The organism is Pantoea sp. SGAir0430 (genome assembly GCF_043549295.1).
This window is the reverse complement of sequence record NZ_CP039427.1, coordinates 1,039,862-1,057,870: the sequence shown is the minus strand read 5'-3', so window position 1 is coordinate 1,057,870 and position 18,009 is coordinate 1,039,862. Positions and strand designations below refer to the sequence as shown.

The 18,009-nt window shown below is 60.8% G+C and carries 16 protein-coding genes; 7 read left to right on the top strand and 9 right to left on the bottom strand.

The window, feature by feature from the left end; all coding sequences use genetic code 11:
• Positions 1–92: 92 nt before the first annotated feature.
• Positions 93–1,451, top strand: coding sequence for a guanine deaminase (gene guaD, locus E7738_RS05070; RefSeq protein ID WP_394516169.1), 1,359 nt, complete (start codon positions 93–95; stop codon positions 1,449–1,451).
• A gap of 50 nt (positions 1,452–1,501) precedes the next feature.
• A complete protein-coding gene (gene dcp / locus E7738_RS05065) occupies positions 1,502–3,553 on the top strand; it encodes a peptidyl-dipeptidase Dcp (protein ID WP_215800113.1) in 2,052 nt (683 codons plus the stop codon).
• Between the two features lie 51 nt (positions 3,554–3,604).
• Here the strand turns inward: dcp and hpxO are convergent, their stop codons facing one another.
• A complete protein-coding gene (gene hpxO / locus E7738_RS05060) occupies positions 3,605–4,762 on the bottom strand; it encodes an FAD-dependent urate hydroxylase HpxO (protein ID WP_058774691.1) in 1,158 nt (385 codons plus the stop codon).
• Between the two features lie 248 nt (positions 4,763–5,010).
• Between hpxO and E7738_RS05055 the strand changes: the two genes are divergently transcribed.
• A complete protein-coding gene (locus E7738_RS05055; protein WP_394516168.1) occupies positions 5,011–5,253 on the top strand; it encodes a hypothetical protein in 243 nt (80 codons plus the stop codon).
• Between the two features lie 5 nt (positions 5,254–5,258).
• Here the strand turns inward: E7738_RS05055 and E7738_RS05050 are convergent, their stop codons facing one another.
• The 5 genes from E7738_RS05050 to E7738_RS05030 all read right to left on the bottom strand — a co-directional run bounded on the left by E7738_RS05050 (position 5,259) and on the right by E7738_RS05030 (position 10,466).
• Positions 5,259–5,765 carry an RES family NAD+ phosphorylase gene (locus E7738_RS05050; protein WP_058758538.1) on the bottom strand — a complete coding sequence of 169 codons (507 nt, stop codon included), beginning with the start codon at positions 5,763–5,765 and terminating at the stop codon, positions 5,259–5,261.
• A complete protein-coding gene (locus E7738_RS05045) occupies positions 5,765–6,247 on the bottom strand; it encodes a type II RES/Xre toxin-antitoxin system antitoxin (RefSeq protein ID WP_021506062.1) in 483 nt (160 codons plus the stop codon). Before E7738_RS05045 ends, E7738_RS05050 begins: the two co-directional genes overlap by 1 nt.
• Before the next feature lie 95 nt (positions 6,248–6,342).
• Positions 6,343–7,830 carry an FGGY-family carbohydrate kinase gene (locus E7738_RS05040; protein ID WP_394516167.1) on the bottom strand — a complete coding sequence of 496 codons (1,488 nt, stop codon included), beginning with the start codon at positions 7,828–7,830 and terminating at the stop codon, positions 6,343–6,345.
• A 58-nt stretch (positions 7,831–7,888) separates the two neighbouring features.
• The gene (locus tag E7738_RS05035; protein ID WP_394516166.1) at positions 7,889–8,728 is read right to left on the bottom strand and encodes a class I fructose-bisphosphate aldolase; all 840 of its coding nucleotides are present in this window, start codon (positions 8,726–8,728) and stop codon (positions 7,889–7,891) included.
• The gene (locus tag E7738_RS05030; RefSeq protein ID WP_394516165.1) at positions 8,712–10,466 is read right to left on the bottom strand and encodes a glycerol-3-phosphate dehydrogenase/oxidase; all 1,755 of its coding nucleotides are present in this window, start codon (positions 10,464–10,466) and stop codon (positions 8,712–8,714) included. The genes E7738_RS05035 and E7738_RS05030 overlap by 17 nt, the downstream gene beginning before the upstream one ends.
• A 184-nt stretch (positions 10,467–10,650) precedes the next feature.
• On the opposite strand from E7738_RS05030, the gene ampC reads away from it, so the two are divergent.
• The 4 genes from ampC to E7738_RS05010 all read left to right on the top strand — a co-directional run bounded on the left by ampC (position 10,651) and on the right by E7738_RS05010 (position 14,506).
• The gene (gene ampC, locus E7738_RS05025) at positions 10,651–11,781 is read left to right on the top strand and encodes a class C beta-lactamase (protein ID WP_058774688.1); all 1,131 of its coding nucleotides are present in this window, start codon (positions 10,651–10,653) and stop codon (positions 11,779–11,781) included.
• Positions 11,778–12,227: a GNAT family N-acetyltransferase gene (locus E7738_RS05020; RefSeq protein ID WP_021506057.1), complete on the top strand. Its 450-nt coding sequence runs from the start codon at positions 11,778–11,780 to the stop codon at positions 12,225–12,227. The genes ampC and E7738_RS05020 overlap by 4 nt, the downstream gene beginning before the upstream one ends.
• A gap of 234 nt (positions 12,228–12,461) precedes the next feature.
• Positions 12,462–13,724, top strand: a complete 1,263-nt coding sequence (locus E7738_RS05015; protein WP_058769792.1) for a DUF1479 domain-containing protein — start codon at positions 12,462–12,464, stop codon at positions 13,722–13,724.
• A gap of 41 nt (positions 13,725–13,765) precedes the next feature.
• A complete protein-coding gene (locus E7738_RS05010) occupies positions 13,766–14,506 on the top strand; it encodes a DeoR family transcriptional regulator (RefSeq protein ID WP_394516164.1) in 741 nt (246 codons plus the stop codon).
• Between the two features lie 6 nt (positions 14,507–14,512).
• On the opposite strand, the gene E7738_RS05005 is transcribed toward E7738_RS05010, so the two are convergent.
• The 3 genes from E7738_RS05005 to E7738_RS04995 form a co-directional block, all read right to left on the bottom strand.
• Positions 14,513–15,469 carry a sugar-binding transcriptional regulator gene (locus E7738_RS05005; protein ID WP_059008814.1) on the bottom strand — a complete coding sequence of 319 codons (957 nt, stop codon included), beginning with the start codon at positions 15,467–15,469 and terminating at the stop codon, positions 14,513–14,515.
• A gap of 62 nt (positions 15,470–15,531) precedes the next feature.
• Positions 15,532–16,467, bottom strand: coding sequence for a sugar phosphate isomerase/epimerase family protein (locus tag E7738_RS05000; RefSeq protein ID WP_058780570.1), 936 nt, complete (start codon positions 16,465–16,467; stop codon positions 15,532–15,534).
• A 10-nt stretch (positions 16,468–16,477) separates the two neighbouring features.
• Positions 16,478–18,007, bottom strand: coding sequence for a glycerol-3-phosphate dehydrogenase (locus tag E7738_RS04995; protein ID WP_211726185.1), 1,530 nt, complete (start codon positions 18,005–18,007; stop codon positions 16,478–16,480).
• Positions 18,008–18,009 lie beyond the last annotated feature (2 nt).

Below are 18,009 nucleotides of genomic sequence, written 5' to 3'. Positions count from 1 at the left end.
AAGTGATTGTTGGGTGGGCTTGCCTGGCATGCGGTTTGCAATATCTTTGCTATATCTATCTGAAACCTGCATTACACCCTGAAGGAAGCGTCATGTCTGACTCTGTTGTAACCCGTCTGCGCGCCAGTTTTTTTGATTTCCCCGCGCTGGCCGACCAGCCCGATGGCCTCGCCGACCAGGCACGCTACCTCGAAGACGGTCTGCTAACGCTGCGCGACGGCAAAGTGGTGAGTCTGGAGCGCTGGCAGCCGGCACATCAACACCTTGAATCAATGCAGGTGATCGATCTGCGCGGTAAGCTGATCCTGCCGGGGTTTGTGGATACCCATATTCACTATCCGCAGACCGAAATGATCGGCGCGTTCGGTGAACAGCTGCTGGAGTGGCTCAATCAGTACACTTTTCCGGTCGAGAGCCAGTACCACTGTGCGGCGCACGCGGCGCGCATGTCAGCGTTTTTCCTGCAACAGCTGCTGGCCAACGGCACCACGACTGCGCTGGTGTTTGGTACGGTGCATCCGCAATCGGTAGACGCGCTGTTCAGCGCCGCCGAACAGCTGGAGATGCGGCTGATTGCCGGCAAGGTAATGATGGACCGCCACGCACCGCCGGAACTGACCGAAACGCCGGCGCAAAGTTATCAGCAGACGCGTGAGCTGATTCAGCGCTGGCACCAGCGCGGGCGTCTCGGTTATGCGCTGACGCCGCGCTTTGCGCCGACCTCATCGCCGCAGCTGCTGGAAAAAGTGCAGCAGCTGAAAAACGAGTTTCCCGACACCTGGCTGCATACCCATCTCAGCGAAAATCAGCAGGAGATCGCCTGGGTAAAAACGCTGTTTCCCGCCCATGATGGCTATCTTGATGTGTATCACCAGCATCAGCTCACCGGCAAACGCAGCGTATTTGCTCACTGCCTGCATCTTGAGGATCGCGAATGGCAGTGCCTGCACGACACCGACTCGGCGATGGCCTTCTGTCCGACCTCCAACCTGTTCCTCGGCAGCGGACTGTTCAATCTTAAACGCCGCTGGCAGCAGCGCGTGCGCATGGGCATGGGCACCGATGTCGGCGCCGGCACCACCTTCAATATGCTGCAGACGCTGGGTGAAGCCTATAAGGTGGGGCAGCTGCAGCAGTACAAACTCAGTGCCGCAGAAGCGATTTATCACGCCACGCTGGGCGGCGCCCATGCGCTGGATCTTGATGACAAAATCGGCAACTTCAACCCCGGTAAAGAGGCAGATTTTGTGGTGATCGATCCTGCCGTATCACCGCTGCAGCAGCTGCGCATGGCCAACAGCGACGATATCCATCAGCGTTTGTTTGTCCTGATGACGCTGGGTGATGACCGTAACATCGCGCAAACCTGGGTCAACGGTAAGTGCGTATGGCAGCGCGAAAACCATACGCACGCGCAAGGTTGTTGCCAGGCGACGAAACTGCCAGGATAAAAGCATCCCGCCGCAGGTGGCTGCGGCGTTGCTGATTATCAGGAGCGATAATGACTTCACGTGCCAATCCGTTTTTTAACGTCAGCCCGTTGCCGTACCAGACACCGCCGTTTGATCTGATCGACGAAGCGCATTTCCTGCCAGCGCTGGAAGCCGGAATCGCCGAAAAGCGCCAGGAAGTGGCGGCCATTGCCAGCAACCCCGAGCCGGCAACCTTTGCTAATACCTATGAAGCGCTGGAGCGCAGCGGTAGCCTGCTAAATCGGGTGTACCCCGTTTTTGCCGCGATGACCTCAGCCAATACCAGCGAGCGACTCCAGCAGGTTGACGAGCTGATCACCCCGCAGCTGACGGCGCTCAATGACGAAATCTACCTTAACCCGGCGCTGTTTGCGCGGCTCGACAGCGTCTATCAGCAGCGCGGTTCGCAGTGCCCGGATGCCGAAGCGATGCGTCTGGTGGAAGTCACCTGGCAGCGCTTCCAGCTGGCCGGTGCCAGCCTGAGTGAGAGCGATAAAGCGCAACTGCGCGCCTGCAATCAGGAGCTGGCCAGTCTGGGCACGCGTTTCGGTAACCGGCTGCTGGCGGCAACTAACGCCGCCGCTTATACCGTCAGCAGCGCGGCGGCGCTGGACGGCCTGTCGCCGGCGGCGCTGGCACAGGCGAAGGACGCCGCTGAGGCGCGCGGGCTGCACGACGCATGGCTAATCCCTCTGCAAAATACCACCCAGCAGCCGGTGCTGCAGTCGCTGACGGTGCGCGCCACGCGCGAAGCGCTGTTTCAGCAGGCGCTGACGCGCAGCGAGCAGGGTGACGACAACGACACGCGCGCCATCGTATCGCGCATGGCGCAACTGCGTGCGCAGCAGGCCAGTCTGCTGGGCTTCGACAGCTTCGCAGCATGGAGCCTGCAGGATCAGATGGCGAAAACGCCGGAAGCCGCCCAGTCCTTTATGCGCAACATCGTGCCCGCCGCGACGGCGCGCGCCGGGCGTGAAGCGGCGGATATTCAGCAGCTGATCGCCGATCAAAACCACAGCTTCCCGCTGCGCGCCTGGGACTGGAATTACTACGCTGAGCAGGTACGCACCGCGCAATACGCGCTGGACGAAGGGCAAATCCGCCCCTATTTTGAGCTCAACACTGTACTGGAAAAGGGCGTGTTCTGGTGTGCCAGCCAGCTGTATGGCATTCGCTTTGAACAGCGCCACGATCTGCCGGTCTACCATCCGGACGTCAATGTTTATGAGATTTTTGATGCCGACGGTGCACCGTTAGCGCTGTTCTACACCGATTTCTTCACGCGGGATAACAAGAGCGGTGGCGCATGGATGGGCAATTTCGTCGACCAGTCGACGCTGCTGGAAAGCCGGCCGGTGATTTACAACGTCTGCAATTACAGTAAGCCGCAGCCCGGTCAGCCGGCACTGCTCAGCTGGGATGAGGTGATCACGCTGTTCCATGAGTTTGGCCACACGCTGCACGGCCTGTTCGCCACCCAGCGCTATGCCAGCCTGTCCGGCACCGCCACACCGCGTGATTTTGTCGAGTTTCCGTCGCAAATCAACGAACACTGGGCCAGTCAGGATCAGGTGTTTGCCCACTATGCACGTCATTATCAGACCGGTGAAGCGATGCCCGCTGCGCTGCGCGACAAAATGGTGCGCGCCGCGAAATTCAACAAAGGCTATGACATGACCGAACTGCTGGCGGCGGCACTGCTTGATTTGCAGTGGCACTCGCTGTCACCGCACGATAATCCGCAGGATGTCAGCCATTTTGAGCAGCAGGCGCTGGCGGCGGAGAATATTGCCCTGAGTGCCGTGCCGCCGCGCTATCGCTCCAGCTACTTCCGTCATATCTGGGGTGGCGGCTATGCGGCCGGGTATTACGCCTATATCTGGACGCAGATGCTGGCCGACGATGGTTATCAGGCGTTTGTCGAGCGGGGCGGTCTGACGCGCGAAAATGGTCAGCGCTTCCGTGAGCAGATTTTGTCGCGCGGTAACAGCAGCGATCTGCAGCATCTGTGGCTGGCCTGGCGCGGTAAAGCGCCGGACATCGGGCCGATGCTGAAACACCGCGGCCTCGACGAGGCGTAACGCGCCGTAACCGAAGGGCCAGCCAGCGGTGCAGCTGGCTGGCCTGCACTCTTATCCCAGCGGACCGCCTTCAATGGTGTCACACATGCCGGCCAGCACGCGCTCGCCGGTTTCCTCTTTCAGTCCGGCATACCATTCCGCGGTGACCGCCGCATCTTTGGCGTGGGTGACATCACAACGCTTGCGCGCTTTCAGCACCAAATCACGGGTGCGCGCCACGCGCCGCGCTTCATAGCGCAGCAGCCCGTCCTCAATGCCCAGCGAGTGGGCGGTCAGGGTTTGCGCCAGTACCACCGCATCTTCCATGGCCGCACAGCCGCCCTGACCTATATCCGGCGTGGTGCTGTGTGCCGCATCCCCCAGCAGCGCCACACGTCCTCTGACAAAGCGGCTGAAGGGTTCGATATCATGAATCTCCACGCGATTGGTGGTTTGTGCGTCAATGCTGGCGATCAGCCGCTGGACCGGTTCGGCCCAGCCGGCAAAATAGCCGCGCAGATCGTCTTTCACCGTTGCGCGATCCTGCGCCAGCCCTTTCGGCAGCGGGACATCAAAGAAAAAGTAGAAGCGGTTACCGCTCACCGGCATCAGCGAGACGCGCTTGCCCTCGCCGACAAAGGTGGTCCACTGATCGGCGGGCGCGATGCTTTCATCGATGGTGACCAGGCCATTCCAGTTAACGTAGCCTGCGTAGCGGCGCTCGACGTGTTCGCCCAGCACGTGATGGCGAATCACCGAGTGGGTGCCGTCGGCGGCCACCATAAAATCCCCTTCAGCCTGGCTGCCGTCATCAAACCAGGCGGTCACGCCGCTGGCATGCTGCTCCACCCGCACAACGCGTTTGCCAAAGCGGATGCGTTCGCGGCCGTAGCTGTCGATCAGCAGCGCCTGTAACTCTGCGCGTGCGACCGGATAAGGATACTCGCCGACCTGCTGCACCAGCGGTGACAAACTGAAGCGGGTCAGGGTGCTGCCGCTGTGGCCATCGTTGTAAGCCATAAACGCCATATTGCCGCCGAGCGCGCGCAGCTGTGCCTTGAGACCCAGCGCATTGAGGCACTTCACGCCGTTAGGCCAGATAGAGATGGCCGCGCCGACCGGTTTCATCTCTTTCACCGCTTCATATACCGCGGTGCTGAAACCCGCTTTTTCCAGCGCCAGCGCCGCGCTCATGCCGCCGATGCCCGCTCCAATCACAATCGCTTTCATTACCGTCTCCTTTACTGTGCACCCTAAACCCTGCAACTTTTGTACCATCTTGCAGAGCCAGGGTGACAGTGAGTTAACTTATTGAATAAAATAATTTCTATTCTGGTTTGGTCAGGCGCTGCTTCAGTAATGGGCGCAGAGTCTGCACTTTAACAGGGCATCATCAGGCGGAAGGTGAACCAAAGGTTTCACGCTGGCAATCATCCGGCCAGCGTTCATACTCTCTACATCTATCCTGCGAGGACTGAATGATGAAGTGGATAATGATGTTATTGCTGCTGAGCAGCCTGAGCGCAGCGGCGCAAACGCCGTGGCAGCCGGAGAGAAAAGGGGATGTGCCGCAGCTCACGCCGGTAGCAGCGAAGTGTGATGTCTCTTCCTGTCAGCAGAATTGTTACGTGCAGCAATCGCAGTGCAAGAATGACAACGGCGGCGGCTGTGGCTCGCTGGCGCAGATTTGCGTACAAAACTGTGCCAGCCAGTGCCGCTAGAGCGTTTACGGATCGTCTTTGATACGGCGATCGATTGCAAAGGGAGCGGAGGTCGCTGTGGCAATCAGCGCGGCCGCGCCCGGATGATCGGGGTTAAACAGCGCATTATCTTCGCCGGTGAGGATGCTGGGTACCGTCATCAGCAGGGGAAAGCCGTTGTGCGGATCGAGAAACGCCGCGCCGATGGCCTGCGTCTCCTCCTGCTGCTGATATTTTTCCCAGCCGGCCGGCAGTTTACTGCTGTCGAGGGCGATGATGTCGGACTCCGGTACCGCCACGGTAAACACCACAAAGCGGCTTTGCTCCAGCAGCGTTTTCCCGGCGTGCACCACCAGTTCCAGCGTCGCCAGCGCTTTAGAGCTGCTGAGGTAAACCGCTTTCATTCCGGGCGGATTCCAGCGGCCACCCCATTTTTCTGCGCCAGCACCGTTAAACGCCTGGCTGGCGTACTCCGCTTTGACAATTCGATAGAACACCCTGACGGGTGTGGCCGGATCCTTCCGTCGTGTCATCAGACAATCACTCCGTGCTCCAGGCGGCCAATCAGCGTCAGCACCGCATCGCAGCCGGCGGGCGTACTGAGCATGTTAATCGGCTGCGCGTTGTCGAGCGCCAGCGCAGGCTGATACATCCAGTGCATCGCCACTTCCGGATCGCCAGCGAACAGCTGGATCACCGCATCCAGCACTTCAAACACCTGATAGATGCGTGCGCCCTGTTCGACCGAGAGCTGCGATCCGGACTTCTCGCGGCGCCGGTAGGTGTTGCGGTCAATCGAGACCATTTGTGCGATGTCGATCGGCGTCGCTTTCAGAATCGTGGCGGCGCGTTCGACAATGCCGACATCCATGCCGTCGGTGATCAACTTATGCGCCTTAAGCCGGTTACGCGGCAGCCCCATCTGATCCATAAAAGAGGGGCGGGCGTGCTGAATCAGCGACGGATCAAAGATGCGCGATCCGCTGGTGGGATTAAAAGCCGATGCGGTGGACATCACAACCTCCTGATAATGTTCATGTGAACATTTTTATGCATCAAGTGTACAGCATTTGCCCGCCGGTGTCATGGTTTGTTCACGCCGCACCGCCATTATCTGGCGGTGCGCCAGATGTCGCTCATCGCCAGCTCAAGTTTTTTAAACAGCCGGTAGCGGGTGTCATGAAACGCGAAGCGCGCCGCGCGGGGCTGCAGCGCCTCCGGCGCAAGGGTGACCGCCTGCTGCACGGCGGCAGCCAGATTCGGCCACTGACCCACGCCCACGCCCGCACACAGGGCCGCGCCCAGCGCCCCGGTTTCGTGGCAGGTTGCGACGCGAATCGGCATCCCCAGCACATCGGCAAACATTTGCGGCCAGACACTGCTGCGTGTCGCGCCGCCGGAGAGCGTGGCCTGGTTGACCGTAATGCCGGCCGCGCGCAGCCGGTCAATGTGCGCCCGGTGGGCGAAGGTCACGCCTTCAAACAGGGCAAACAGCATGTCAGCGCGCGTATGCCAGCCGCCGAGGCCGTAAAAGCCGGCTTTGGCAGGTTCGGCTTTCCGCCCCGAATAGAGGTAAGGGTGATACAGCGGCAGCTGCGCGTCAGGCCTGACCTGTGCCACGCTGTCGCTGCTGCGCGCCGCGCCCTGGCCAGCGCGGCCATCATCAAATTCACGCAGGAACCAGTCAAGATTGGCGGCAGAAGTGGCGCTGGCCTCGATCGCCATGTAGCGATCGCGTTCGATGATCGAATTCATAAACACCGGGCGCAGATAATCAGATTTGTCGACCACCACCTGATTGATGCTCCAGGTACCGGCGACAATGGAGGCCTCACCGCAGTTCACTACGCCCGAGCCGACCGCGCTGGCAACCACGTCAAACATGCCGGCCACCACCGGGATGCCAGCCGGTAAACCGGTGAGCTGTGCTGCGCGGGCCGAGACCACGCCGGTAACCTCGCAGGATTCACGCAGCGGTGGCAGCAGGGCGAGCGCCTCTTCGATGCCGTACAGCGCCAGCAATTCACGACTGTAGCTGCGCTGGCGATAATCAATCAGCCCGGCACCGGCGGCATCCGAATAGTCCGCGCTGACGTTGCCGCATAGAAAATGGGCGATGACATCTTTGGCACACAGCAGATGGCCGATCTGCGCCCAGCGTTCCGGCTGATGCTGACGTATCCAGCTGATCAGCACCGGTGTGGCGGCGGGCCACGGTTTCTGCAATGACAGCGCGTAAATCTGCTGCGCCGCACCACTGGATTCCAGCGCCTGCACCGTGGCGCTGGCGCGATGATCAATCGACTGGATGCCAAACAGTGGGCGCTGCTGACGATCCAGCGCATACAACCCGTTGCCGTGACCGGCGGCCCCGACGGCAATCACTTCGCTGCCACGCGTGCCGGCTTGCTGCAGGCAGCGACTCACCGCGTTGCTGACGCCGCGCCAGATATCTTCAACTGGCCGTTCAGCATAGCCTTCCTGCGGCTGATGCGTTTCGCCGGCGCACTCCGCTACCGACAGCACGCGGCCGCTCAGGTCAAACAGTACCGCTTTGATCATGGTGTTTCCGGCATCGATGCCGAGAATCTGGCTCATATCCGACTCCGTTTCAGGCGAAGACGGCGCACCGCTTAAGCGCCGGTGCAGGTCACGCTTAACCCTGCTGGTAGATGTCCAGCGCATCCGCGCCGCTGACACCCTGATGAATAATCGCCATCAGCGCGCTGACCACGCGTGATGGATTATCATGTTGATAAACGTTGCGGCCATACACCATGCCGCTGGCACCCTGCGCCATCAGCGCGGCGCTTTTCGCCAGCACCACGCCCAGTTCCCCTTTGCCGCCGCCGCGCACCAGCGTCGGACAGCGCGCCGCCTCCACCACACGATGGAAATCCTCTACGTTATCCGTGGGGTCGGCTTTAATGATGTCGGCGCCCAGCTCCCGCGCCAGCCGCACCAGCGGCACGATTTGTCTGACGTCACCGAGCGAGCCGTACGCCGCGCCCTGGCCGGCGGGGGCCATCACCAGCGGCTCCACCATCAGCGGCATGGCATAGCGATCGCAGGCCTGGCGCAGGCGGCCAATGTTCTCCACGCACATGCGAAAAATGCCCGGTTCATCCGGGATCTGATAGAGATTGACCACCACCGCGGCGGCATCCATCTGCAGCGCGGCAAGAATCGGTGCCTCCGGATTGTGCAGCACCGCCCACATCTCGCGGTGGCGCGCCGCGTTATAGGCATTGCCGACGTCGGTGCGCATCACCAGCGCCGGTTTGCGTCCGGCAACGCGCTGCAGCAGATCGGCCTGACCATAATTGACCTGGATCGCATCCGGCTGTGCGGCAATCAGGTTGCGCATCACGCTTTCAATATCTTCCAGCCCCAGCAGAAAATCGGGCTCGTTGGCGATGCCGTGGTCGATCGCCACATCCAGGCACTTGCCGTGGTGAAATAACCGGTTGAGGCGAACTTTAGGGGTGAGTGACATCCTGAATTTCCTCCTGTGAAAACGCGGATGCGAGCGCGTGCAGCCCATGGCGCTGCGCCAGGCTGATTGCGGTGCGCTGCAGATGTTCAGCGCGCTGGCTGTCCTGCCAGCCGAGCGAGTCGGCCAGCAGCTGCGAAATTTCCTGCATGAGCGGCGGCGTTAATTCACCGCAGATAGCCAGCGACGTGCGGCGCACCAGCACATCTTCCAGCTGGCACACCTGTTCATGCTCAATCAGATAGCGCAGTTCGGTGGCGCTGTAACCGGCATGATGCTGCAGCGGCTGTTCGCCGTGCTGCTGAATCTGCTGCAGCAGCGGCAGGGCCCGGCTGCCGTAGCGTTTCGCCAGTTGCGTCACGCGCGCCAGCGGAATGTCATATTGCTGCGCCAGCGCACTGAGCCAGGCGGGCTGGGCGGACGGCGCCGGAAAATCCCGGCCGCCGCCAATCGGCAGGTCGCTGCTGGAGACGCGACGCTTTTCTCCCAGCAGGCGCAACACGCGGTCGGCGGCCTCTTCCCCGAAGCGGCGGAAGGTAGTCCATTTACCGCCGACCAGACACAGCGTGCTCCAGGCGCGCGCGTGGTCTGGCGGCAGCAGCACCAGCGAATGGTTACGCGAAATCTGACCATTAACTTTGGCCTCGCTGGCCGGCAGCGGGCGCACGCCGCAGAAGGTGTAAACCACCGCGGATGCTGGCACCACAATGTCAGGAAACACAAAGCGCAGCGACTCAAGGATGTAAGCCTGCTCTTCGGCTTCGCATACCACGCTATCAGGGTCATCAACGCGGATATCGGTGGAGCCCACCAGCACTTTGCCGAACCAGGGAAACATGATGCACACCCGGCCTTCCTGGTTTTCGAAATAGACCATTTCACCGTCCAGCATCTGTAACAGCTGGGGATGATCGAGGATCAGGTGCGATCCTTTGGTGCCGCCTATCAGTCTGGTCGGTGGTGAATGCACGGCCAGCTGCTGATTCAGCTGGTCGATCCACGCGCCGCCGGCATTGACCAGCACGTGCGGCTGCAGGCTAAAGCGCTCACCGCTCAGCGTATCTTCCAGCAGCACCGTCTCGTCGCTAGCGCTGACCACCCGCAGATAATTGAGCGCCAGCGCCTCCGGGCAGGCGCGTTCCGCATCTTCAATCAGCTCAAACCCGAGTCGCTCCGGCGCGCTGATCCACGCATCGTAGTAGCTGGCGCTGTATTTCACCCAGGGCGCGAAGCCAGGCCAGCGATCGCGCGTGGCGGCTTCGTTACGCAGCTGGTGGCGCGGCATAGCGCCATACTGTCGCGTGTAGAGGTCGTACAGGCTCAGGCCGGTTTTGATCAGCAGCGCGCCGCGCCGGGTGGGCTTATCGCTCAGGCGCAGGAAACGTCGCGTGGCGTTAACCAGTCCACCGCCGAGATTATCGATCGGTACGGTGGTACGCAGCGGAAACACATAGTGCGCGGCGTTTTTCAGCAGGCGATCGCGCTCCATCACCGACTCCTTCACCAGGCCAAACTCGCCGGTCTCCAGATAGCGCAGGCCGCCGTGAATCATGCGCGACAGCGCGCCGCTGGCCGCCTGGCACCAGTCACCTTTCTCCACCAGCACCGCAGGAATGCCCTGTAATGCCAGCTCACGAAAAGTACTGATGCCGTTGATGCCGCCGCCGACGATCAGCACCGGCAGCGAACTGCGCGCGCGCAGGCGGCTAAGCCGTTGTTCGCGGGTCAAAACCTGTTCCATTGTCAGCTCCTTGCGATGAACGCTTACTTGTCAAAGGTATAGGAGCGGGCGCAGCAAACGGCAAATCAGGTCATAAAGGATGTGATTTTGTTCACTACCAATGAGAATTGTCGGGAAGCCTGGCAGGGGTAACGATATACTGCCGGTCAGACATCATGGTTAACCTGCAGGAAAAGGAATTTTCATGTTTTCATGGGCCCGATTAAGCGCACTCGCGCTGCTGGTCAGCGGCAGTGCGCTGGCAACGACATCACCAGACAGCATCATCAAACCGCTGATGCAGCAGTATCAGATTCCCGGAATGGCGGTGGCGATTCTGCACGACGGCAAAACCGAATTTTATAACTACGGCGTGGCATCGAAAGAGAGCGGACAGCCGATCAACGAGCAGACGCTGTTTGAAATCGGCTCGCTGAGTAAAACGTTTACCGCCACCTTAGCCAGCTATGCGGCGCAGCAGAACAAACTGAAATTCAGCGACGCGGCCAGCCAGTGGCTGCCGGAACTGAAAGGCAGCGCTTTTGATCGCGTCTCGCTCCTGAATCTGGCGACGCACACCAGCGGCACGCCGCTGTTCGTACCGGATGACGTAACCAACACCCGCGAGCTGATGCGCTGGTACAAACAGTGGCAGCCAGAGGCCCAGCCGGGCACGGTGCGGGTTTATTCCAACCTCGGTATCGGTATGCTCGGCATGATTGCGGCTAAGAGTCTGCATCAGCCATTCATCAGCGCGATGGAAAAGCAGCTGCTGCCGGCGATGGGCATGACGCACAGCTATGTGCAGGTGCCTGCATCGCAGATGGGGCGCTACGCCCAGGGTTATAACAAGCAGGATCGCCCGGTGCGGGTGACGCCAGGCCCGCTGGATGCGGAATCCTATGGCCTGAAATCCACCTCTGCCGATCTGATTCGCTGGCTGGCCATTCAGCTGCAGCAACAGCCGGTCGCGCCCGCATGGCAACAGGCGGTGGCCGCGACGCATCAGGGCTATTACCACACCGAGGCCGCTTTTACTCAGGCGATGATGTGGGAATATTACCCGCTGCCGGTGACTACGCAGCAGCTGGTGGATGGCAACAGCGGCGCGCGCATCATGAAGGGCATGAAAGCCACGCTGATTACGCCGCCGCAGGCTGCGCCGCAGCAGGCGTGGTACAACAAAACCGGCTCCACCAACGGATTCGCCACCTATGCCGTCTTTATTCCGTCGCAGCGGGTTGCGCTGATTATGCTGGCAAATAAGTGGTTCCCGAATGACGATCGGGTGGTGGCTGCGGAAAAAATCATCAGCAACATCGGGAAGGGCGAATGATCACCATCAGAGCGCTGCGCGCCGAAGATTTTATGCCGTGGCTGGCGCTGTGGCAGGGCTATCAGCGCTTTTATCAGACCACCATTGACGACAACACCACCGGCGAGAGCTTCCGCCGCTTGCTGTCCCGCGCGGAACCCATGCACTGTCTGGTGGCCGAGCAGGACGGCGCGATGGTCGGGCTGGTGCATTTTCTTACCCATCGCTCAACCTGGACTCAGGGCGACTACTGCTATTTGCAGGACCTCTACGTCAGCGAGGCCGCGCGCGGTCTGGGCGCCGGCAAGGCGCTGATTCTGGCGGTCTATGAACAGGCAGAGAAGCTCGGCTGTTCGCGCGTTTACTGGCTGACGCAGGCGTCTAATAGCCACGCGCGGGCGCTGTACGATCGGCTGGCGCAACAAACCGACTTTGTGCAGTACCGTCATTTATTCGATCAGCCATAATTTTCCCGGGCTGCCATGGAGGGTGGCCCTCGCGTGCCTGATCAAGGCGCGCTTGCGTTATTCATCCCACCGTTTCGCTCCCTGAACCCTTTCAAACGAAAATCCCTCAGATAAATAACTGTGATCATGCTCGCTATTTTTTGCCTGCGTGCTGTCTTTTTGTTCGCTCGATGTTATGAATGAATATGTAATGTGTTTCGAATGAAACTAAGGCGTAAACAGACGGAGTGCGAGATGAACACCACTTTTACCTCAGAACAACAACCCGACGATTTTAAACAGCATGTGCGCCTGATGAAGCAGGCGCTCAGAGCACAGATTGGCGATGTCGAAGGCCTGTTTGAGCAGGTCAGAAGTAAGATTGTCAGTGAAATCGCGGCCGCGCGCGCCGAAGAGAAGCAGCACGGAACGGCGTGGCCGCAGGTCAGCTTCGCGGATCTGGCCGCCGGTCGCATCAGCGAACAGACCAAAGATCATATCCGCCGCCGCGGCTGCGTGGTGGTGAAGCAAACCTTCAGCCGCGAGCAGGCGCTGGCGTGGGATGCTGACATGCTCAACTACCTCGACGACAATGATTTCGACCGTGTCTATCAGGGGCCGGGCGACAACTTCTTTGGCAACCTCGACGCCTCGCGGCCGGAGATCTACCCCATTTACTGGAGCGATGCGCAGATGTCAGCCCGCCAGAGCGAGGCCATGGCGCAAACCCAGGCGTTCCTCAATCGCCTGTGGAAATTCGAATCCGCCGGTACGCGCTGGTTTGATCCGGACGTGAGCATCATCTATCCGGATCGCATCCGGCGCCGGCTGCCGGGTACCACCTCAAAAGGGCTGGGCGCGCATACCGATTCCGGCGCGCTGGAGCGCTGGCTGTTGCCGGCCTATCAGCAGGTGTTCAGCAAGATCTTTTCTAACCAGTTCGATCAGTACGATCCGTGGGATGCGGCGCACCGCACGGCCGTGCAGGAGTATCAGTCTGGCACCACCACCAAATGTTCGGTGTTCCGCACTTTCCAGGGCTGGACCGCACTCTCTGATATGCAGCCCGGTCAGGGACTGCTGCACGTGGTGCCGGTGCCGGAAGCCATGGCTTATCTGCTGCTGCGTCCGTTACTGAAGGATGTGCCGGAAGAGGAACTGTGCGGCGTGGCGCCGGGCAAAGTGCTGCCGGTATCGGAGCGCTGGCATCCGGAATTAATTGCCGGCCTGTGTTCGATCCCGGCGCTGCAGGCGGGCGATTCGGTGTGGTGGCACTGCGATGTGATTCATGCGGTGGCACCGGTAGAAAATCAGCAGGGCTGGGGCAACGTGATGTACATTCCTGCCGCGCCGATGTGCGATAAAAACGCCGACTATGCGCAGCAGGTGGCGCAGGCGCTGGCGACCGGTGTCTCGCCGGGCGATTTCCCCAAAGAGGATTACGAAGCCAGCTGGCGCGGCCGTTTTACGCCGCAGGATCTGAATGAAAACGGCCGGCGCAGTCTGGGATTAGCGTGATTTCTGCTAAGCTGGGCAAAAACTTTTTTACAGCAGGCTCTATGAACGCACGTCATCAGCACATTATTCAACTGGTCAGCGAGCGCGGCAGCGTCAGCGTCAATGAACTGGCGCAAACCACCGGCGTTTCGGAGGTGACGGTGCGTCAGGATTTGAACCTGCTGGAGAAGGGCGGCTTTCTGCGCCGCGTGCACGGTTCCGCCGTGGCACCGGAAAGTGATGACGTAGGCGCGCGCATGCAAACCCGCTTTGCGGTGAAAAAACGCCTGGCGGAGTACGCCGCCGGGCTGGTTAACCCCGGCGAAACGGTGTTTATTGAAGGCGGCAGCACCAATGCGCTGCTGGCGCGAGAGCTCAGCCATCGGCAGGACATCACCATCATCACCGTCAGCCATTACATCGCCGGACTGCTGCGTGAGCAGGGCGGCGATGTGATTATCCTCGGCGGGCTGTTTCAGAAAAGCAGTGAGTCGGTAGTCGGGCCGTTAACGCGGCTGTGCATTCAGCACCTCAACTTCCATAAGGCGTTTATTGGCATTGACGGCTGGGATGAGGCGACCGGTTTCACCAGCCGCGACATGCTGCGCTGCGATGTGGTGAACGCCATCATGGAAAAACCGACGCACAGCGTCGCGCTCACCGACTCCTCCAAATTTGGTCAGATTCATCCCTATGCGCTGGCGCCGCTACAGCCGTTTAAGCAGGTGATCACCGACGCGGAACTCGCCGCAGGCTGGCAGCAGCAGCTGCGTGCGCAGTCGCTGCAGCTCAGTCTGGTTTAACCTGATTCATGCGCTGAGTAGCGCCTGCGCGGTCAGCTCGTCGGTGATCAAACCGGTGACGAGTCCGCTGGCCAGCACCGCGCGGATCGCCGCCACTTTGCTCGGTCCGCCGGTCAGCGCCACGATCTCTGCGCGCTGCGCCAGATCCAGCGGCACCGACAGCGTGCGTGCCGTCAGCGAGTTGTGAATCATCTGCCCGTCGGCAGCAAAAAAGTGCCCCAGCAGTTCGCCCACCGCGCCGGCTTCCGACAGGGCGCGGATCTCGGCTGCATCGATCATCCCGGCTTCCACCAGCTGGGCGGCCGGTTCCACGGTGCCAATGCCCACCAGCTTCACTTCACTGTGCGCGGCCATGCTAAACACTTCGCTGACGCCACGCTGCGCCAGTAGCACATCGCGATCCTCTTCGGTGTTAGCAAAAAACGGTACCGGCATCATGTAGGCCTGCGCACCGGTTTTTTCGGCGATGCGATGCATCACGTCATGCGGATTGAGCGCGTAGTTGCGCGTCAGACAGCCGAGCAGGGAGACAAAGCGCAGGTGCGGCGCGTCGATACGTGCCAGCTGGTGAATTGCTGCCGACAGCGTCCGGCCGTGGCCGAGACCCAGCGTGATCGCCGGCGTGGAGGCCAGCAGATTACGCAAATAGTCGGCACCGGCCATGCCCAGCGCGCGCACCGGCAGGCCTTCTTCGCCGAGATCGGGTGCCACCTGACAAAAGTTCAGGCCGTAGCGGCTGCGCAACTGCTCTTCCAGCGTCACGCAGGCGACAATCGCGCCGTCGATGGTGACTTTCACCGCGCCTTCGGCCACCATGCGCGCAATCAGCCGATGGGTTTTCACCGACGGCAGGCCGAGCCGTTTGGCCACTTCAGCCTGCGTCAGGCCGCCGACATAGTGCAGCCAGGCCGCCCGCAGGGCCAGAGAGTCATCGCGTTCAGCGGAAGTCGGTGCGGATTTCATCGGGTTGTCCCTGTCTGGTTGAGGGGTGCTGCGGGCTGACGAAAGCCCTCAGCACGGCATGCTCACGCGAGATGCAAATCCTGCACCCCGGTATCAATATGGTCGGCCCAGAACGCCACGCTTTCGGCAATCTCCGCCACCACATTGCTGTCGGTGGGTTCGCGCTCTTTGAAGCTTAGCTCGAGGCAAATCTCGTTATCCTGCGCGCCGCCGCGCGCCAGCGCCTCGAGCAGCGGCTGCGGCTGAATGCGACCGCCGGCATTGTACTGCAATGTAAAGGGCCTGTGCCCGCCTTTATCCATCATGCTCTGCTTTATATGGATGATGGGCGAAACGCGCGGCACCGCTTCAGCCCACGCGTAAGGATCGTAGTCACGCGGATCGTCAGAGGTGACATCGCCATGATCGATATCCGCCATCATCCACATCGGCAGGGCAAACTGTGCCGCGCTCAGCCGCTGTTGCAGCGCCATACAGGCGGGAATGGTTTCGCCAAATTCGCGTCCGACGCTCATCGGTTCCCAGAACAGGTAACGCAGACCGGCCGCTTTGGCGTGTTCCGCCACTTCCGCCCAGCAGTCAATGGCGATGGCAATCAGCGCTTCACGCCGCGCTGCATCGTTAAAATCCCGCTGGGTGAAGATGGCAAACTGCGAGCCCACCGCGACGCCGCCCAGTTCCGCGGTGATGTCGGCAAAGGTTTTGAACCAGTCAATGTAGTAGCGACGTACCGCCGCATCCGGATGACCAAAATGGTTGAGGCGGCCATACGGCCCGGTCATGCCGGAGGTGACGCGCACGCCGGTGGCACGCAGCGCCTGCTGCATGCGGCGCGTCATGTGGGTGAGCGTGGCAGCAGGCCAGCCGGGATTGATAAACTCATGCGTCAGCTGCAGATCGCGGATGCGGATCTGCTGCGCCACGGTGTGAATTAAATCGCCGGGATCGGCAAAGCGGTTCACCAGCGGATTGGTATTTAGCGAAAGCGTTAATGGCATGCGGCACCTCTCAGCCAGCGTGGGCGCGCAGCGGCGCGGCAGGATGGAAAGTCTGTTCGAACCACTGGCTGAACGCGGTGCGCTGTGCAGCGCTCAGGTGCAGCTGATGTTTGGTGCGACGCCAGAGAATGTCTTCCGGCTGCTGCGCCCATTCGTACTGCACCAGATAACGTACCTCGGCCTCATACAGCTGGCCGCCAAAATGCTCACCGAGATCGCTCAGCGAACCGGCGGTGCCCAGCAGCGTGCTCATACGCGCACCGTACAGTCGCGCATAGTGCTTGCGCAGCGGCTGCGGCAGCCACGGCCAGCGCGTTTTGATCTCCTCCAGGAAGCTGTCAAAATCGGCATTGGCGATCTCGCCGCCCGGCAGCGTAGCGCTGCGCGTCCAGTCCGCGCCCATGTTGGGGAAAAACGGCGTCAGCTGTTGCAGCGCATGCTCGGCCAGCTTGCGGAACGTGGTAATTTTGCCGCCGAACACGTGCAGCAGCGGCGCATCCTGTTGATTATCGAGGTCGAACACATAATCCCGCGTCACCGCCGAGGGATTGCCTTTACCGTCGTCAAACAGCGGCCGTACGCCGGAGAAGCGGGTAATCACATCGCTGGCGCGCAGCTTAACCTTGAAGTAGCGATTCACCACGTCGATCAGGTACTGCTGCTCACTATCATCCGCACTGACATCTTCCGCTTTGCCCTGCCAGGGAATGTCGGTGGTGCCGATTAACGCTTTATCACCCTCATAAGGATTGATAAAAATCACCCGCTTGTCGGTGTTTTGCACCAGATAGGCCTGCTGGCCCTCCCAGAATTTCGGCACGATGAGGTGCGAGCCTTTCACCAGCCGCACGCTGCGCTGGCTTTGCGTATGGCTAACCTGATTGACGATATCCAGCACCCACGGCCCGGCGGCATTCACCAGCGCGCGGGCGAACACCGTGCGCTGCGCGCCGCTGGCCTGATCCTGCAGGGTAATCTGCCATTTGCCCGGCAGACGCTGCGCTGACACGCAGCGGGTGCGCGGCAGAATGGTGGCGCCGCGCTCGGCGGCATCCAGCGCATTGAGCGTCACCAGCCGGGCATCGTCGACCCAGCAATCGGAATACTCAAAGCCTTTCTGGTAGCTGTCCAGCAGCGGTGCGCCTTCAGGATCGCGCGTCAGATCGAGCACGCGCGTGCCCGGCAGTTTTTTGCGTCCGCCAAGGTGGTCATAGAGAAATAGCCCCAGCCGCACCAGCCACGCCGGGCGATCGGACGGGCTGTGCGGCAGCACAAAGCGCATCGGCCAGATAATGTGCGGCGCCGCGTTCAGCAGCACCTCGCGTTCAATCAGCGCCTCGCGCACCAGGCGGAATTCGTAGTACTCCAGATAGCGCAGGCCGCCGTGCACCAGTTTACCGGAGCGTGAGGAGGTGCCTGCGGCAAGATCGTCTTTTTCACACATCATCACCGACAGCCCGCGCCCGGCGGCATCGCGCGCGATACCGGCACCGTTAATGCCACCGCCGATCACAAACAGATCCAACGTGTTGTCACTCATGC

Bases quoted from the DNA above. Each gene is read 5' to 3' on its own strand.
- guaD (WP_394516169.1), top strand. From the start codon at position 93: ATGTCTGACTCTGTTGTAACCCGTCTGCGCGCCAGTTTTTTTGATTTC.
- dcp (WP_215800113.1), top strand. From the start codon at position 1,502: ATGACTTCACGTGCCAATCCGTTTTTTAACGTCAGCCCGTTGCCGTAC.
- hpxO (WP_058774691.1), bottom strand. From the start codon at position 4,762: ATGAAAGCGATTGTGATTGGAGCGGGCATCGGCGGCATGAGCGCGGCG.
- E7738_RS05055 (WP_394516168.1), top strand. From the start codon at position 5,011: ATGATGAAGTGGATAATGATGTTATTGCTGCTGAGCAGCCTGAGCGCA.
- E7738_RS05050 (WP_058758538.1), bottom strand. From the start codon at position 5,765: ATGACACGACGGAAGGATCCGGCCACACCCGTCAGGGTGTTCTATCGA.
- E7738_RS05045 (WP_021506062.1), bottom strand. From the start codon at position 6,247: ATGTCCACCGCATCGGCTTTTAATCCCACCAGCGGATCGCGCATCTTT.
- E7738_RS05040 (WP_394516167.1), bottom strand. From the start codon at position 7,830: ATGAGCCAGATTCTCGGCATCGATGCCGGAAACACCATGATCAAAGCG.
- E7738_RS05035 (WP_394516166.1), bottom strand. From the start codon at position 8,728: ATGTCACTCACCCCTAAAGTTCGCCTCAACCGGTTATTTCACCACGGC.
- E7738_RS05030 (WP_394516165.1), bottom strand. From the start codon at position 10,466: ATGGAACAGGTTTTGACCCGCGAACAACGGCTTAGCCGCCTGCGCGCG.
- ampC (WP_058774688.1), top strand. From the start codon at position 10,651: ATGTTTTCATGGGCCCGATTAAGCGCACTCGCGCTGCTGGTCAGCGGC.
- E7738_RS05020 (WP_021506057.1), top strand. From the start codon at position 11,778: ATGATCACCATCAGAGCGCTGCGCGCCGAAGATTTTATGCCGTGGCTG.
- E7738_RS05015 (WP_058769792.1), top strand. From the start codon at position 12,462: ATGAACACCACTTTTACCTCAGAACAACAACCCGACGATTTTAAACAG.
- E7738_RS05010 (WP_394516164.1), top strand. From the start codon at position 13,766: ATGAACGCACGTCATCAGCACATTATTCAACTGGTCAGCGAGCGCGGC.
- E7738_RS05005 (WP_059008814.1), bottom strand. From the start codon at position 15,469: ATGAAATCCGCACCGACTTCCGCTGAACGCGATGACTCTCTGGCCCTG.
- E7738_RS05000 (WP_058780570.1), bottom strand. From the start codon at position 16,467: ATGCCATTAACGCTTTCGCTAAATACCAATCCGCTGGTGAACCGCTTT.
- E7738_RS04995 (WP_211726185.1), bottom strand. From the start codon at position 18,007: ATGAGTGACAACACGTTGGATCTGTTTGTGATCGGCGGTGGCATTAAC.